We start from the raw sequence: 15,802 nt of genomic DNA on the forward strand, positions 1-15,802 counted from the left end.
GCCAAAGCGGTAAGGCGAACCAATAGCCCTCACCGCGCAAATACGCGCCTGCGATTCCTCACATTCAACGGTTCGTGAACTTCCGGCAGCTCGAGGGGTTGCCCGCCCTAGCCCGCCGACAAGGGCACGGAGTTCGTCGGCAGGCGCACCTTGCGCAGGAACGCCGGCAGCAACCACGGGCGTCGTCCGCCGACCCGCAGCTTGCCGGTGACCGCGGCACGGGCGCGGCTGACCCGGCCGAACAGCACCAGGTTGAGCACGGCCGGGTCGAAGGTCAGGCGCACGTCGACCGGCTCGCCCGGTTCCCCGATCGACACCCGGCCCTGGTGCAGGACGATCGTCACCGGGGTCGTGTGGCGGGACCGGAACGCCACGGCGACGCGGCGGTCGCTGGGCGGTTCGCCGTCGAGCACGCCGCCGACGTCGTTGCGGATCATGCCGACGACGAACAGGTCGAAGAACAACGCGGCTTCACGCGCCGGGATCGACCACGGTGTGCCGACGCCCCGGGCGATGTCCCACCCGTGGACGAGCAGTTCGTTGACGAGGTGGGCCAGCACGCCCGCGATCGGCACCTGGGACGCGCCCAGCCACGGCACCGTCCGCTCGGGGTCGGCCTCCGTCGTCATGTCCAGGATCGAGGCCACCATCGACCGCAGCATGGCGCTCAGGGTGGCGGGGTCGCGCTCGGTGAACCGCCGCAGCGCCAGGTCGTTCAGGTTGGCGACGGTGTCCACGGTGACGGCGGGGATCCGCTCGGCGAGGCTCGGGTCGGCCACCTCCCCGCCGTCCGGCGCCAGCAACGTGGTGTAGATCGAGGCGATGGCGACGACGTGCGCCGCCGTGTCGGCCACCGTCCAATCGGCGGTGGCGAGCGCGCTCGGGTCCGACGCGGCGACGAGGTCCGCGAACCGCCCCGTCACGTCCGACAACACGTCCCGCACCACAGGCCACTGCTCGTCGACCACGGCACACCCCCAAGTTGCTCGACCCGTACGATAACAGCGTTTCGGTGATGGGGGCTACCGAAGCCGCACGGTGGTCTCCACGAACGCGCGCACCACCGGCCGGGCCGTCTCCGGCACCCACCCGACCGCGATCCGCAGCGGCTCGATGTCGGTCACCGGCCGCCACGCCAGGTCGGGATGCGCGTAGTACTCCACCATCGACTCCGGGCCGAAGCACACCGCCGCGCCGGCCGCGACGTGCTCCAGCATCTCGTCCGCGTTGTCGTTCTCCGGTCCCCACACGGGTTCGCCGCCGTCCGGCCGCGGGTTGACCGCCCACCAGTCCACCCACGCCTTCGGCGCCTTGCGCGTCCACATGAGCGGTTCGTCGCGCAGGTCCGCGATGCGCACCGACTCACGCGCCGCCAAGGGGTGCTCGCGGGCCAGGGCGACGTACCGCGCCTCGGTCGCCACCACGTGGGTGCGCAGGCCGGCGGTGTCGGCGGGCAGCCAGACGAACGCCACGTCGACCAGCCCCTGCCGCAACGCGTCCGGCTCGCCGCCCCAGTCGCACCGCTTCGGCTCGATCGTCACGTCGGGCCGCTGCTCGGCGAACGCCGCCCGGGCCCGCCGCGCCACGCTGCCACCGCCCGACGCGACGAACCCGACCCGCAGCACGTTCGCCTCGGCCGCCGCCGCGGAACGCGCCGACCGCACCGCGTCCCGCCACTCGTCCAACGCCTTGCGCGCCAACGGCAGCAGCTCGCCGCCCGCCGCGGTCAGCCGGACCTCCCGGCCGGTCCGCACGAACAACTCGACGCCCAGGTCCGTCTCCAACTGCCTGATCTGCCTGCTCAACGCGGGTTGTGAAACGTACAGGGCCCGCGCCGCCCCGGTGAAGCTCAAGCGTTCGGCCACGGCCACGAAGTACCGCAACACCCTGGTGTCCACGTCGAGAGGACTCATACCGGCAGCGTATTCGCAGGCCTGCGCGCCCCGTTGCGGGCCCGTTCTGGTGATCCAGGCGCGAATCGCGACGACCGGTGCGCCACGTCCCTAATCTCGTCCCATGCGCCGAGCGTTGCTGATCGCCACCGACACCTACCGGGATCCGACCTTCGGCGCCCTGCGCGCGCCGCGCCTCGACGCCGCCGAACTGGACGTCGTCCTGAGCGACCCGGCGATCGGCGGCTTCGACACCGAGGTGTTGGTCAACGAGCCCGTCCAGCACCTCCGCGAGCGCATCGAGACGGTGCTCGGCCAAGCCGGGCACGACGACCTGGTCCTGCTCTACCTCTCCGGTCACGGGGTCAAGGCGCGGCTCGGCGACCTGCACTTCGTCACCACCGACACCCGGCACACCGTGCTCGCGACCACGTCGCTCGACGCGGCGTTCGTCCGCAGGCAGATCGACGACAGCCTGGCCGGGCAGGTCGCGGTGTGGCTCGACTGCTGCTACGGCGGAGCCTTCCCCAGCGGAATGCTGCCCCGCGCGACCGAGGACGTCGACGTCGTCCAGCAGCTGGCGGAAGGCCGCGGCTGCGCGGTCATGACCGCGTCCACGCACATCCAGTACGCCTACGAGCCGGTCGGCGACCACGTCGACGACCGCGCCGAGCCGTCCGTCTTCACCAAGGCGATCATCGACGGCCTGCGGACCGGTGACGCGGACCTCGACCACGACGGCGAGATCAGCGCCCGCGACCTCTACGGCTACGTCCACGACCGCGTGCGCCGCACGAACCCCGACCAGACGCCGACGAGCAGCGGCACGCTGTCCGGCGACCTGCGGATCGCCTACGCGGGCACGCCGCTGCCCGCCGGGCTGCCCGACGAACTGCGCCGGCTCCTGCGCAGTGCCGAGGACGGTTTCCGCCGCGCCGGGCTGCGCATCCTGGACGACCGCGCCCGGGCAGGTGACCAGACCTCCCTCGCGGCCCTGCGCGCGCTGGCGGAGGGCGCCGACCAGGTCCTCGCCGCCGCTGTGCGGGACATCCTCACGGCGAGGACGACACCCGCCCCACCGGCGGCTCCGCGCCCGAACACCACCACGACGACCGAGGACGAGACCGGTCGGGTGATCCGGATGATGCTCCGCCGGTCCGCGCCGGCGTTCAGCGCCCAGGGCGTCGTGGGGCACGGCCACCTCAGGGCGGTCTTCAGCCACGACTCGTCCATGCTGGCCGCGGGCAGGCGAGTGCGGAGGACCGACGGCTGGCGGACGATCTTCGAGTTGCCCCCTTACACGGAGTTCCGCGCGTTCAGCCCCGACGACCGCTTGGTCGTGGCCTTCAACCACACGGAACTCGCCGTGTTCCGGACGGCGACCTGGGAACAGGTGGCCACGATCCGCTTCTCCGGGGCCGTCGACCAGGTGGGGTTCAACCACGACGGCACGGTGCTGGCGGTCACCGCGCGGAGAACCACGACGATCTTCCAGGCCATCGGCGACCGCTGGCAGCACCTCGACGAGCCGGTGTTCCGCGAGGTCCGCGACGTCCGGTTCTGCTCCGACACCCCACGGCTCGTGGTCGCGACGGCCGACGGGCGCATCGAACTGCGGGACACGGCCACCTGGACGCGGCTCGGCTCCACGACCCTCGTCGACGTGCGGGTCACGGCACTTCGGTTCGGGTCGCTCCTGGCCGCCGCGTCGAAGGAGACGGTCACGGTGTGGCGCACCGACACGTGGGAGGTGGTCAGCTCCGCGCGGCTCGACGAGTCGGGGTACCACGGCCCGGTCGCTTTCGGGCCGGAGCTGGACGTCCTGATCTGTCGCGGCCGGCACGGGATCGAGATCCGCAACGTCGCGGACGGGAAGACCAGCAGGAAGATCCCGACCGACCTGTGGTCGCCCGCGCTGAGCGGGAACAGGCGGTTCCTGGCCGGGGTCTCGCCGTACGGCTCGAACCGGAAGGAGAACGAGGTGTGGGTCTGGGTGCGGGACCGCAGGGACGCCGACGGGTTGCGCCGCAAGCGCTTGCCGCCCGAGCCGTCCGTCGCCGCGGACAACGGAGACCGGAGGCGGGTGGGACGGTACAGCGCGGTGGGCGGCGGTGTCGTCGTGACGGCGGGCGTCCTGGTGATCACCGAGTGGGCCGCGGTGCCTGTCGTCGGCGCGGGAGGGGTGCTGGCCGCCCTCGCCTGGTGGGTAGTGGACCGGGTCTGGAGGGCCTGACCCGGCCCACTGCCCGACTACGCCGTGACCGACCGTCGCTGCGGCGCGCGGTAAGCCCAGTCCCACACCGTTTCCACGGGGCCGCGCTCGAACCGCCGCATCCACCACGACGCGCCCACGACCAGCAGCACGGCGACCACCAGCCACACACCCCCGGTGAACCACGGGCCCAGGTGACCCCAGCGCCGCGCCAAGCCGAGACCCCACTCGTAGCAGAGCACGGACGCGATCAGGTTCTGCCCGACGTAGCAGCTCAACGCCGACCGGCCGACCGCCGTGACGCCCCTGCGCACCGGACCCGCCTCGGCCCTCATCCGGTTGACCAGCGCGGTGATCCCGCCGAGCAGCCCGAACGCGACCAGCGGCGCGCACACGTAGCGGTCGACGGCGAACCAGTCGGCGCCGGCGAGCGTGGTGGTGGCGTTCAGCGGCACGCCGACCCCGAGGCCCCACACCACCAGCCGCCGCTGGATCCGGACGCCACGCGCGGAGTTCTCCAACGCGCCTGCCTCGAACAGCCGCGCACCCGCCAGGAACAGCAGCCCGCTCAGCGGCAGCACCAGGAACCCCTCGGCCCGGAAGACCGCGAAGTGCTCGACCCGGGCCCGCACGCCGCCCCACCAGCTGTCCGTCGCCAGCACGAACCCCGGATCACCGACCGTCGTGATGTCGGTCAGCAGCGCCACCGTGATCAGGCCGACGATGCCCAGGTTCGCCGCGCCCATCGCGACCATCCAGCCGACCTGGACCCGCCCGCTGCGCCCCACCAGGTAGGCGACCAGCACGGACACCACCGCGTAGAACATCAGCACGTCGAACTCGAAGACCAGCACGTAGTGCAGCAAGCCCTCGAACAGCAGCAGCGCCGAACGCCACAGGTACCAACCGGGCCACCGCTGCCCCCGCCGTTCGGCGGAGCGGTGCTGGATCGCCAGGCCGATGCCGAACATGATCGACAGCAGTCCCAGGAACTTCCCGTTGGTGATCATCTGCAGCAACGCGGTCGCGGTGTCGCCCGCGCCCGAGCCGAAGCCCGCCAGGAAGCCCGTCACCCCCTGCGGATGCGTGAAAGCCCACACGTTGGTCCCGAACGTGCCCAGGATCGCCACCCCGCGCAGCACGTCGAGCGCCACGATTCGTCCGCCCATGACCCACCTCCCCCGAACTAGGTACCCGGCGAACGTAGGACGAAAGGCCGTTCGCGATCGTCGGTCGAAGGTGCCCGGCGGTGTCGCACCTTCGGACGATGGCCGACGGCCGAACGGATGACATGACGACCGCGCAAGGTGAGCGCGGAAGGTCACAACTCCATACCGTGCGGAGTTGGCCACACGAACGTAACCTCGCGCGCCCGGCACGCAACACGCGGTTCATAGCTTCTCGGTTCCACCTGCCCGAAAGGAGCCGCCGGTGCGTCCCAGAACCCTCAGCCGCGGTCTGATCGCCCTCCTGCTGCCCGCCCTCCTCGCGACGGCCTGCGTCGACGAGCCCGGCGGCGGCGCGGGTGCCTCCGGTGACGAGATCAAGGTCGGCATCCTGCACTCGTTGAGCGGCACCATGGCCATCAGCGAGGTGACCGTGCGCGACGCGGAACTGCTGGCCGTCGAGGAGATCAACGCCAAGGGCGGCGTGCTGGGCAAGAAGATCGTCCCGGTCACCGAGGACGGCGCGTCGGACTGGCCCACGTTCGCGGAGAAGGCGCAGAAGCTCATCTCGCAGGACAAGGTGGCGGCGGTGTTCGGCGGCTGGACCTCCGCCAGCCGCAAGGCGATGCTGCCGGTGTTCGAGCGCAACAAGGCGCTGCTGTGGTACCCGGTGCAGTACGAGGGGCTGGAGAGCTCGCCGTACATCTTCTACACCGGCGCGACGACGAACCAGCAGATCGTGCCCGCGCTGGACTACCTGGCCGCGCAGGGCAAGAAGAAGATGTTCCTGGTGGGCAGCGACTACGTGTTCCCGCGCACCGCCAACAAGATCATCAAGGCGTACGCCGCCGCCAAGGGCATCGAGATCCTGGGCGAGGAGTACACGCCGCTCGGCCACACGGAGTACAGCACGCTGGTCAACAAGATCGTCGACGCCAAGCCGGACGCCGTGTTCAACACCCTCAACGGCGACAGCAACGTGGCGTTCTTCAAGCAGCTGCGCGGTTCCGGCGTCACGCCGCAGGCCACGCCGGTGGTGTCGGTGAGCGTCGCCGAGGAAGAGGTCAAGGGCATCGGGCCGGAGAACGTGGCCGGGCACCTGGTGGCGTGGAACTACTACCAGACCACCACCACGCCCGCGAACGACGCGTTCGTCAAGGCGTTCAAGGCGAAGTACGGCGCGGACAAGGTGACGTCCGACCCGATGGAGGCCGGCTACAACGCCGTCCACCTGTGGGCGGAGGCGGTGAAGAAGGCGGGCACGACGGAGGTCGAGGCGGTGAAGAAGGCCGCGGGCGGCATCACGATCGAGGCGCCCGAGGGCACCACCACCATCGACGGCGACAACCAGCACGTCGCCAAGACCGCGCGGATCGGCCTGGTGCAGGCGGACGGCCAGATCAAGGAGGTGTGGTCCTCCCCCGGCCCGATCAAGCCGGACCCGTACCTGAAGAGCTACGACTGGGCCGGGGGCTTGAGCTGATGGGCGCGCTGGTCAACCAGCTGCCCATCGGGCTGAGCATCGCCGCGGTGCTGCTGCTCATCGCGCTCGGCCTGACGTTCACGTTCGGTCAGATGGGCGTGATCAACATGGCGCACGGCGAGTTCATCATGGCGGGCGCCTACACCGCGTACCTGTTGCAGAGCTCGTCTCTTCTGGGGGACACCGGCCAGTCGTTCCTCATCGCCCTGCCGGTCGCGTTCGCCGTGGCCGGGTTGATGGGGCTGCTGCTGGAGTGGTCGCTGATCCGGCGGTTCTACGGGCGGCCGTTGGACACGCTGTTGTTGACCTGGGGCGTGAGCCTGGTGCTGCAACAGCTGGCGCGTGACGTCTTCGGCGCGCCCAACGTGCAGGTGACCGCGCCGGGCTGGTTGGTGGGCGGCGTCGACGTGCTCGGCGTGCGCCTGCCGTACAACCGGGTGTTCATCATCGTGCTGGCCGTGGTGTGCGTGGTCGGGGTGTGGCTGTACCTGACCAGGCTGCCCGCCGGCCGCCGGATGCGGGCGGTGGTCCAGAACCGCGAGCTGGCCGCGTACAGCGGCATCGCCACCGGGCGGGTCGACCGGTTCACGTTCCTGCTCGGCTCGGGGCTGGCCGGGGTGGCGGGCGTCGCGTTGACGCTCGTCGGCCCGGTCGGCCCGAGCCTGGGCACCTTCTACATCGTGGACGCGTTCCTGGTCGTGGTCGCGGGCGGGCTCGGCCAGTTGCGCGGGGCGGTGCTGGCGGCGGTCGCGCTCGGATTCCTCAACAGCTACCTGGAGTTCTGGACGGACGCCAGCCTGGCCAAGGTGCTGGTGTTCGTGGCCATCATCGCGTTCCTCCAGGTCCGACCGCAGGGCATGTTCGTGCTGAAGGGGAGGGCGTTGGTATGACGTGGGGTCGCATCTCCCTCGTGGTGTGCGTCGTGCTGCTGGCGTTGGCGCCGTTGGCGCTCTCGCCGTTCCGCCTCGGGTTGCTGGCGAAGTACCTGTGCTTCGCGATCGTCGCGGTCGGCATCGCGCTGGCCTGGGGTCAGGGCGGGATGCTGACGCTCGGGCAGGGCGTGTTCTTCGGCCTGGGCGGCTACGCGATGGCCATGTACCTGAAGCTGGAGGAAGCCGGGTCCGCCGGGTTGCCGGACTTCATGGTGTGGAGCGGTGTCGAGGAGCTGCCCGCGCTGTGGAAGCCGTTCGGCAACCCGGTGTTCGCGCTGGCGGCGGTGGTGCTGGTACCCGGGCTGGTGGCGTTCCTCTTGGGGCTGCTCGTGTTCCGGCAACGCGTGCGCGGCGCGTACTTCGCGATCCTGTCACAGGCGTTGGCGGCGGCGTTCGTGATCCTGCTGGTGGGCCAGCAGGGCCTGACCGGCGGCACGAACGGGATGACGAACTTCAGCCGGTTCTTCGGACTGGACCTCACCGACCCCAACGGGCAGCGCGCCGTGTACGCGATCACGGCGCTCGTCCTGGGCGTGACGTTCCTGGTGGCGAAGCTGCTGGTGCGCAGCCGGTTCGGGCGGCTGCTGGTGGCCGTGCGCGACGGCGAGGACCGGGTGCGGTTCCTCGGCTACGACCCGGCCGTGGTCAAGGCGATCACGTTCACCGTATCGGCGGTGATGGCCGGGCTGGCGGGCGCGTTGTTCGTGCCCGTGGTCGGCATCATCTCCCCGGCGCTGCTCGGCATCGTGCCGTCGCTGGAGCTGCTGGTCGGGGTGGCGGTCGGCGGGCGGTTCGTGCTGGCCGGCGCCATCGCGGGCGCCATCGCGGTCAACTACGCCAAGACGCTGTTCAGCGAGGACTTCGCCGAGGGCTGGCTGTACCTGCAAGGCGGGCTGTTCGTGCTGGTGCTGGTGTTCGCACCGAAGGGCCTGGCGGGCGTGGTCGAGTCGCTGCGCGACCGGTCGTCGTCGCGCAAGCGGGGCGCCGCGGTGGAGGTGACGGCGTGACGGCGCTGCTGGAGGTGCGCGGGCTGCGCGTGGTGTTCGACGGTTTCGCGGCGATCGACGGGCTGGACCTCACCGTCGAGGAGGGCGAGCTGCGGTTCCTGATCGGGCCGAACGGCGCGGGCAAGACGACGTTGATCGACGTGGTCACCGGGCTGACCAGGCCGGTGGCGGGCAGCGTGCGGTTCGGCGGCCGGGAGCTGGTCGGCCGGCGGGAGCACCGGATCGTGCGGATGGGCGTCGGCCGCACGTTCCAGACCGCCACCGTGTTCGAGGAGCTGACCGTGGTGGAGAACCTGGACCTCGCGGAGAGCTTCCGGTTGCCGCTGCGGTCGTTGCTGCGCCGGCGGCGCGGCGTGTCCGACGCGGTGGCCTCGGCGTTGGAGACGGCGGACCTCACGGCGTCGGCCGACAAGCCCGCCGGTGTGCTCTCGCACGGGCAGCGGCAGTGGCTGGAGATCGGGATGCTGCTGGTGCAGAAGCCGAAGCTGCTGCTGTTGGACGAGCCCGTGGCGGGCATGAGCCGCGCGGAGCGGGAACGGACCGGCGAGCTGCTGCACCGGATCGCCTCGACGCACACGGTGGTCGTGGTGGAGCACGACATGGAGTTCCTGCGCAAGTACGCGCGCAAGGTCACCGTGCTGCACCAGGGTCACGTGCTGCGCGAGGGTTCGGTCGCCGAAGTGCAGGAGGACCCGCGGGTGCGCGAGGTGTACCTGGGTCGGGCCAAGGGGAAGGCGGTCACGTGATGCTGTCGGTGTCCGGGGTGGACGCCGCCTACGGGCGGGCACGGGTGCTGTTCGGCGTGGGGCTGGAGGTGCCCGCCGGGTCGTTGGTGTGCGTGATGGGACGCAACGGGGTCGGCAAGACGACGTTGCTGAAGACGGTGATGGGCACGCTCACGCCCACGGCCGGCCGGATCGCGTTCGACGGGCAGGACGTCACGCGGATGCCGACGCACCTGCGGGTGCGCGCGGGCATGGCCTACGTGCCGCAGGGTCACGTCTCGTTCCCGCAGCTGACCGCGTGGGAGAACCTGCAGGTGACGCTGGAGGCCACCGGGCACCGCGACCCGGCGGCGGTGGACGAGGCGCTGGACGTGTTCCCGGCGCTGCGGCAGTTGGCCAAGCGGTCGGCCGGTTTCCTGTCCGGTGGTCAGCGGCAGCAGCTGGCGATCGCGCGGGCGTTGATCACCCGGCCCCGGCTGCTGGTGCTGGACGAGCCGACGGAGGGCGTCCAGCCGTCGGTGATCGACGAGATCGAGGCGGCGATCGACCGGCTGCACCGGGAGGTCGGGTTGACCGTGCTGCTGGTGGAGCAGTACCTGGACTTCGCGTTGCGGCTGGCCGACAGCTACGTGGTGATGGACGCGGGCGAGGTCGTGCGCGCCGGCGCCACGGAGGAGCTGCACGACGAGGAGGTGCGCCGGATGCTGGCCGTCTGAGCTACCGGCGCCTGCTCGCGGCCTGGCGGGCGAGCGCGCCCGCGGCCAGGATCAGCAGGATCGCGGTCAAGCCCCAACGCCGCTGGTCGCGGACCGTGTTGTTGGTCGGCGCCATGGTCTCCGCACGCCGGTCCGGCACGTCGATGTCGGCCGGCGGCGGGGGCGGGGGCGGCGGAGGCGGGGGTGGTTCCGGCGGGGGTGGTACCGGCGGGGGTGGGTTCTGCGGCGGGGTGGTCCGCAGCGGCGGCGGGATGTTCGGCGGCGGCGCCGCGGGTGCGGGACGGACCGTCGTGGTCGTGGTGGTGGTCGTCGTCGTCCGGGCGATGGTGGTAGTCGTCGTCGGGGGCGGGGTTGTGGTGGTGGTCCGGGTCGTCGTGGGTGGCGTCGTCGTCCTCGTCGTCCTCGTCGTGGGCGGCGTGGTGGTGGTGGTGGTCGTCGTGGTGGGTGGTGTCGTGGTGGGTGGTGTGGTGGTGGTAGTCGTCGTGGTGGGTGGTGTGGTCGTCGTCGTGGGTGTGGTCGTCGTGGTGGTGGGCGGTGTGGTCGTCGTGGTGGGGATCGGGATGGTGGTCAGGCAGCCCGACGAGTCGATGGTGTGCAGGGCCTTCCTGGACGAGATCTCCGTGACCACGCCCGAGCCGTCCAGCGCCACCCGCCACAGCGTGCTGCGACCGCCGTGGTTGTTGTTCGTGGCGTACAGCGCGCCGTCCGGCGCGAGGGTCACCGCGCCGTAGCCGCTGCCGCCGGGCAACCGGCCGGCGCCGGGCACGGCCTTCGTCCGGCCGGTGCGCGGGTCGATGCTGACCACCACGCCGTGGCCGCGCGGGTGCGTGGCGACGCCGTAGAGCAGGCCGTCGTCCGGGTTGAGGTCGAAGTCGTCGACCGTCGTCCCCTCCGACGGCCACAGCCACGCCTGGTGCACCACGTGCCCGAACGTGGGGCTGTCCCGGTCGATGTCGACCGAGTTCAGCCACGGACCGACGCGCACGACCAGCCGTTCGTCGACCACCACGCCCGCCGTCGCATTCCGCAGCAGGGGCGAGGGGCGCGGCGCCTTCGCGACCACCCGGCCCGTCCGGTCGAGGGCGACGAGCCTGCCGTGGTGGTCCACGCCGTACACGAGGTCCTGCTCGGAGGAGAAGCCGATGGCGTTCAGCCGCACGTCGAGCGTGGTGAGCGAAGACGTCTCCCCGGACGGCAGCCGCACCCGGAAAACGGTCGACGGGCCGTGGGCCTCCGCCTCGACCTGGATGGCGGTGCACACGACCTGGGCGAGCGCCTCGATCATCCGAATCGCTCCATGGCGGCCTCGAACGCCGCGGGACTCACCCCGGCGCCACCGCCGAACGGGTTCTGCAGCTGGTAGATCGCGTACAGCAGCAGGGTGATGGTCGCGGCGAGGGTCGCCACGATGAGCACGTGCGTGCGGATGCGCGCCCCGCCGAACAGCAGCGGCAGGCACACGGCCAGCACGCTGCCCGCGATCAGCACGAACCACACCACCGAGGTGACACCGCCGCCCGCCGCGTCCAGCCGCTCCTGCCTGGCCTCGTACACCTGCCACAGCTGGTTCGCGGCCTCGATCTTGCGGTCGGCCTGCCACTCGTCGTTCGTCGGCGCCTCGGCCACGACCCGGCGCAACTGGTCGAGCTGCGACCAGCCGGTCGACTCGAACGACGTGCCCTGCGTCATGCCGGGCCACTCGTCGTCGATCACGGTGGCGGCGTAGTCGCGGGACAGGTTGCGCACCTGCTCGCCGGTCTCCGCGGACAGCGAGTCGCTCGCCCACGTGGCCGCCACCAGCCCATCCGCCTCGCGGTAGGAGACCTCACCCGCCTGGGTGACGGCGTCGAACAGGGCGATGAGCACGAACGCCACCAGGACCGCGTGCAGGCCGCCCACGATCGTGAACACCTGGCCGGCGGACTCGTTGTTCGCCGAGCGTCCTTCCAGCTCGCCGTACTTGCGGATCAAGTAAGCCATGACGGCGGCCACGATCGCCGCGCCGCCGACCCACAGCAGACCTGTGAGGTAAATGCTCATCGACACCCTTTCGTCACTCGGGATGAATTCCACAGATCCGCCGATTTCACTCACCCGAAAGCTAGTGATCGACCCGATCCGGTGAGAAGTGCGTTCATCCGAGTGCCAAGAAACCCCAATCTCTCAGGTGACACGCTCACCCCGCACGAGCAGGAGCGCCAGCTGGAAGCCGCCAGAATGCGGAGAAATCCAGCTCATCGAGCTAACCCATTAGCCCGATCGAGTTGTTTGCGTCACGACAGACCGTCGTGGGCCCCCAGAATATCCGCTCAGCCCGCGAACAGCAGCGCCAAACCGCCCGAGGTGTAGCCGACCATCAGGACCAACAACGGCACCTGACCGGTCAGGTGCCTGCTCGCCGGCAGCAGCCGCAGCGCGCGGTCGTGCGCGGACACCACGGCCAGCAGGTGCCCGGCGAGCACCGCGCCGAGCTGCACCGATGCCACCAGCACGGGCGCGGCGAGCGCGTCGTCGGGGGTGAAGCCGGTGATGCCGAACAGCAGGGCGACGCCCCGTTGGCCCTCCACGGCGAGCAGCGAGAAGTAGTGCGCCACGACGTACCCGGCGACGATCGGCACCATCGAGTGCGCGAGCTGCCCGCCGAACGACCGGCACGCCAGCAGGTAGCTGCCCGCGACCAGTGCCACGGCCGCCACCAGCCCCGCCGTGTCCGGCACGGACAGGCGTTCCCAGGCGGGGGTGGAGCCGATGCTGTCGAACGCGGTCGAGCCGAGCAGCACCGCCACCACCGCGACCAGGCCGGGCCGCACGGGCGTGGCGACGAGCGCGCGGAACGGGTTGCCGCGCAGCGGCGACAGCCGGCCCAGCAGCGTCGAGAACACCTCGAACCCGTCGGCGCGCTCGAACCACGTGCGGCCGAACACGACGCCGCCGGCGACGTTCACCACCGCGTGCGCCACCAGGAACCACGGCAGCGCGTCCGGCGAGACCAGCTCCACCCAGGTGAACGCGAGCAGGCCGAGCGCGGCGGGCCAGTGGCCGAGCCGTTCGGGGTACGCGCGGCCGAGCGCGACGCGGGCGGCCAGGCGCAGCGGGTTGACCACCCGCCACACCGGGCCGAACAGCATCGACAGCACCGGCACGCCGACCCACACCAGCACGAACACCAGGTGCGGCCACGCCGCGGCGGGCACGAGCACCAGCCCGACCGCGACCAGCAGCCGCACCGGCCACCAGTCGCGGTCGGGTGTCGGCTCGGCGGCGTCGAACCGGGGCTTCGTCCACAGCAGACCCAGCGCCAGGAACGACGCCAGCAGCGCGACCGCCGCGCCCTGCAGCACCAGGTCCAGCGGGAGCGGCAGGTCGTGCCGGGCGCCGACGCCGTGGGCGAGGACGGTCACCGCACCACCAGCTGCACGAGCAGCGTGTCGGGGTGCGCCTCCACGTCGTACGTGCCCGTCCGGTCCACGGTGAACTTGAGCACGGCCGGTTTCCCGCTCTCCGCCTCGGCCAGCACGTCGACGCCGTGCACGTGCACGTCCACCGGCTGCTCGCTGGTGACGGTCAGCTCGACGGCCTGCCCGCGCACCGCCTCCACCCGCTGCGGCGACGCCTGGTCCACCGACAGGTTCAGCACCAGCGGGTCGGCGGAGGGCGGCGCGGCCTCGGGCGCGGACGAGCAGCCCGCCAGCACGAGCAGCGCGAGCACCAGGGCGTGAACGGTCTTCATGTGGTGGAACCAGTCCTTCTCAGGTAGTCGAATCCGCCTGCGGCGAGGCCGAGGCCGCCACCCAGGGTGAGTGCCACGAGCAGCCGGTCGACGTCGGCCGGACCGGCGAACGGCAGCTGGGAGAACCGGAAGCTGTCGAAGTCCGGTATCCCCGCCACCACCAACATCGCGCCCACGACGGCCGCCACGAACGCCGTCGCGGGCTTGCGCCGCACCGCCGCCACCGCGGCGACGACCGTCAGCGGCCACGCCACCAGGCCGACACCGCTCGCGCCGAGCAGCAGCGGCACGAACGACCCGCCCGTCACGGCGAGCGTCGAGCCGACCGCGTGCCACACGTGCGCGGCCGTCACCACGACCACGCCGACGGCCAACAGCGCCCGCGCGCGGCCCAGGAAGTAGCCGCCGAAGGCGAGCGCGGCCGTGACCAGCAGCCACCACAACGGGTTCGGGCCTGGTACGACGTCCACCTGCCCCTTGATCACCGAGTGGCCGAGCGGCACCTCCCACTGCGGCGCGGTGGTGCGTTCGTCGCGGTAGCGGTACGTCTCCCCCGGTCCGATCGCGCGGTCCTCGGTCCGGTCACCGGCTCCGCCGACGGTGATCGCGACCGCGCTCCCGTTGCGGATCTCCAGCTGCGTGCCGTGGTTGACCATCGCCGCCGTGACGCCGGGCAGCGGCGGGTCGATCCCGGTGACCCGGCTCAGGTGGTCCTGCGGCGTGAGGCCGCCCGCGTGCGCCTGGGCCGGGCCGGCGGTGGCGACCAGCAGGACGAGGGCCGGCAGCAGCGCTCTCACCGGCGGGCGGTCGGCACGAGCACCACCGCCATCAGGACGCCGTGCAGCGCGGCCATGACCGGCGCCCCGGTCCACATCTCGGTGACGCTCGGGGTCGTGCCCTGGTCGATGATGGCCGCCGCGAAGAACACCGCCCACGTGACGAACGACGCCGCCCCCGCGAAGATCCGGTACTGGGCGACCCGGCCCTCCGACGGGTTCAGCTTGAGCAGCAGCACGTCGATCACCACACCGGACACCAGGAACCCGATCGCGATGCTCATGTTGGTGTAGTTGGCGACGGCGGTGCTGAGCAGCATCACCACGAACGCCAGCAGCGTCGCCGCGCCGAACGGCAGCCGGAACCGGCGCACGGCCAGCAGCAGCGGCAGGATCATGATCAGGTTGGTGAACATGACCGACGCCGCCAGCTCGACCGCCCGGCCCGAGCCGCCCGCGCCCTTCTCGAAGCTGAACGCCCTGATCACCTGTTCAGTGGTGAACACGGTCGCGTCGGCGTAACCGGCGAACAGCAGCACCAGCGAGGTGGTGAACGCCAGGGCCAGCCCGGCGGGCAGGAACCGCCGCAGCGACGGGCTCACCACGTCCCGGTCGCTCCACAGCGTGCGCAGCGGCGTGGTGAGGATCAGCACCATCGACGAGATCAGCACCAGGTGGGTCGGGCTGAACAGGATGTCGATGCCCTGCTCGATGCCGATGAACGTGTGCCACAGGTAGTCGCCGACACCCGCCGCGGCGAACACCGGCAGCGCGACCACCGCGGGCCCGTAGCCGATCGGGACCGCGTCCAGCCCGCGCAGGCCCTGCTGGTAGTTGCGCCACAGCACCCACAGGATCCACGCGCCGGTCGCGGCGAAGCCCGAGTAGAACACCGCGTGCCACGGCGTGAAGAACGACTCGAGCTCGGGCACGTTGGAGTGCGCCCACGCGTCGAGGAACAACCCGATCGAGAACCAGGTGCCGAGCAGCACCGTGATCAGGTCCGTGCGGTAACCGGCTCGGGGGCGCCGGCTCGTCGCCGGGCTCCCCGCCAGGTCGTCAACTGCTGCTTCGCGCCCCAGTGTCATGGGACGAGCGTGCCCACGCCGGGGCGGCCCGGGAATCGTGCCAGCACCACCGCGTGGTGCGGTTAACCGCACCTT

The 15,802-nt window shown here is 71.3% G+C and carries 15 protein-coding genes; 6 read left to right on the plus strand and 9 right to left on the minus strand.

Features of this window, described 5'->3' with window-relative positions; all coding sequences use genetic code 11:
* Nucleotides 1-107: 107 nt before the first annotated feature.
* Nucleotides 108-968 (minus strand): maleylpyruvate isomerase family mycothiol-dependent enzyme, encoded by an 861-nt coding sequence (locus tag AB0H12_RS03315; RefSeq protein WP_499620457.1) that lies wholly within the window; start codon nt 966-968, stop codon nt 108-110.
* 54 nt (nt 969-1,022) lie between these two features.
* Entirely contained in the window at nt 1,023-1,913 is an 891-nt protein-coding gene (locus AB0H12_RS03320) for a LysR family transcriptional regulator (RefSeq protein ID WP_499620459.1), read from the minus strand.
* A gap of 103 nt (nt 1,914-2,016) precedes the next feature.
* Here AB0H12_RS03320 and AB0H12_RS03325 point away from each other — a divergent pair, with 103 nt between their 5' ends.
* On the plus strand, nt 2,017-4,125 hold the full coding sequence (locus AB0H12_RS03325) for a caspase, EACC1-associated type (protein ID WP_499620461.1): 2,109 nt from the start codon (nt 2,017-2,019) through the stop codon (nt 4,123-4,125).
* Between the two features lie 17 nt (nt 4,126-4,142).
* Here the strand turns inward: AB0H12_RS03325 and AB0H12_RS03330 are convergent, their stop codons facing one another.
* Nucleotides 4,143-5,273: a DUF418 domain-containing protein gene (locus AB0H12_RS03330; RefSeq protein WP_499620462.1), complete on the minus strand. Its 1,131-nt coding sequence runs from the start codon at nt 5,271-5,273 to the stop codon at nt 4,143-4,145.
* Between the two features lie 262 nt (nt 5,274-5,535).
* Between AB0H12_RS03330 and urtA the strand changes: the two genes are divergently transcribed.
* Genes urtA through urtE form a run of 5 tightly spaced genes read left to right on the plus strand, consistent with a single transcriptional unit; the run spans nt 5,536 to nt 10,133 of the window.
* Nucleotides 5,536-6,753, plus strand: coding sequence for an urea ABC transporter substrate-binding protein (gene urtA / locus AB0H12_RS03335; protein WP_499620463.1), 1,218 nt, complete (start codon nt 5,536-5,538; stop codon nt 6,751-6,753).
* Nucleotides 6,753-7,643, plus strand: a complete 891-nt coding sequence (gene urtB, locus AB0H12_RS03340; RefSeq protein WP_499620465.1) for an urea ABC transporter permease subunit UrtB — start codon at nt 6,753-6,755, stop codon at nt 7,641-7,643. The genes urtA and urtB overlap by 1 nt, the downstream gene beginning before the upstream one ends.
* On the plus strand, nt 7,640-8,692 hold the full coding sequence (urtC, locus tag AB0H12_RS03345) for an urea ABC transporter permease subunit UrtC (protein WP_499620466.1): 1,053 nt from the start codon (nt 7,640-7,642) through the stop codon (nt 8,690-8,692). The genes urtB and urtC overlap by 4 nt, the downstream gene beginning before the upstream one ends.
* Complete coding sequence (gene urtD, locus AB0H12_RS03350) at nt 8,689-9,438, plus strand: urea ABC transporter ATP-binding protein UrtD (protein WP_499620468.1); 750 nt, start codon at nt 8,689-8,691, stop codon at nt 9,436-9,438. Before urtC ends, urtD begins: the two co-directional genes overlap by 4 nt.
* Complete coding sequence (urtE, locus tag AB0H12_RS03355; RefSeq protein WP_499620811.1) at nt 9,438-10,133, plus strand: urea ABC transporter ATP-binding subunit UrtE; 696 nt, start codon at nt 9,438-9,440, stop codon at nt 10,131-10,133. Before urtD ends, urtE begins: the two co-directional genes overlap by 1 nt.
* A 1-nt stretch (nt 10,134) precedes the next feature.
* Here the strand turns inward: urtE and AB0H12_RS03360 are convergent, their stop codons facing one another.
* From AB0H12_RS03360 to AB0H12_RS03385, 6 genes are all read right to left on the minus strand, one after another.
* A complete protein-coding gene (locus AB0H12_RS03360) occupies nt 10,135-11,418 on the minus strand; it encodes an NHL repeat-containing protein (protein WP_499620470.1) in 1,284 nt (427 codons plus the stop codon).
* Nucleotides 11,415-12,173: a bestrophin-like domain gene (locus AB0H12_RS03365; protein ID WP_499620471.1), complete on the minus strand. Its 759-nt coding sequence runs from the start codon at nt 12,171-12,173 to the stop codon at nt 11,415-11,417. The genes AB0H12_RS03360 and AB0H12_RS03365 overlap by 4 nt, the downstream gene beginning before the upstream one ends.
* Nucleotides 12,174-12,442: 269 nt before the next feature.
* Entirely contained in the window at nt 12,443-13,534 is a 1,092-nt protein-coding gene (locus AB0H12_RS03370; protein ID WP_499620472.1) for a hypothetical protein, read from the minus strand.
* Nucleotides 13,531-13,863 carry a hypothetical protein gene (locus tag AB0H12_RS03375; protein WP_499620474.1) on the minus strand — a complete coding sequence of 111 codons (333 nt, stop codon included), beginning with the start codon at nt 13,861-13,863 and terminating at the stop codon, nt 13,531-13,533. Before AB0H12_RS03375 ends, AB0H12_RS03370 begins: the two co-directional genes overlap by 4 nt.
* A complete protein-coding gene (locus tag AB0H12_RS03380) occupies nt 13,860-14,660 on the minus strand; it encodes a hypothetical protein (protein ID WP_499620476.1) in 801 nt (266 codons plus the stop codon). Before AB0H12_RS03380 ends, AB0H12_RS03375 begins: the two co-directional genes overlap by 4 nt.
* Complete coding sequence (locus tag AB0H12_RS03385) at nt 14,657-15,727, minus strand: hypothetical protein (protein WP_499620477.1); 1,071 nt, start codon at nt 15,725-15,727, stop codon at nt 14,657-14,659. Before AB0H12_RS03385 ends, AB0H12_RS03380 begins: the two co-directional genes overlap by 4 nt.
* Nucleotides 15,728-15,802 lie beyond the last annotated feature (75 nt).

It is taken from the genome of Actinosynnema sp. NPDC023794 (assembly GCF_040639675.1).
Taxonomy (GTDB): Bacteria; Actinomycetota; Actinomycetes; order Mycobacteriales; family Pseudonocardiaceae; genus Actinosynnema; species Actinosynnema luteola.

Bases quoted from the DNA above. Each gene is read 5' to 3' on its own strand.
- urtC (WP_499620466.1), top strand. From the start codon at position 7,640: ATGACGTGGGGTCGCATCTCCCTCGTGGTGTGCGTCGTGCTGCTGGCG.
- urtE (WP_499620811.1), top strand. From the start codon at position 9,438: ATGCTGTCGGTGTCCGGGGTGGACGCCGCCTACGGGCGGGCACGGGTG.
- AB0H12_RS03365 (WP_499620471.1), bottom strand. From the start codon at position 12,173: ATGAGCATTTACCTCACAGGTCTGCTGTGGGTCGGCGGCGCGGCGATC.
- AB0H12_RS03360 (WP_499620470.1), bottom strand. From the start codon at position 11,418: ATGATCGAGGCGCTCGCCCAGGTCGTGTGCACCGCCATCCAGGTCGAG.
- AB0H12_RS03325 (WP_499620461.1), top strand. From the start codon at position 2,017: ATGCGCCGAGCGTTGCTGATCGCCACCGACACCTACCGGGATCCGACC.
- AB0H12_RS03385 (WP_499620477.1), bottom strand. From the start codon at position 15,727: ATGACACTGGGGCGCGAAGCAGCAGTTGACGACCTGGCGGGGAGCCCG.
- AB0H12_RS03330 (WP_499620462.1), bottom strand. From the start codon at position 5,273: ATGGGCGGACGAATCGTGGCGCTCGACGTGCTGCGCGGGGTGGCGATC.
- AB0H12_RS03320 (WP_499620459.1), bottom strand. From the start codon at position 1,913: ATGAGTCCTCTCGACGTGGACACCAGGGTGTTGCGGTACTTCGTGGCC.
- AB0H12_RS03375 (WP_499620474.1), bottom strand. From the start codon at position 13,863: ATGAAGACCGTTCACGCCCTGGTGCTCGCGCTGCTCGTGCTGGCGGGC.
- urtB (WP_499620465.1), top strand. From the start codon at position 6,753: ATGGGCGCGCTGGTCAACCAGCTGCCCATCGGGCTGAGCATCGCCGCG.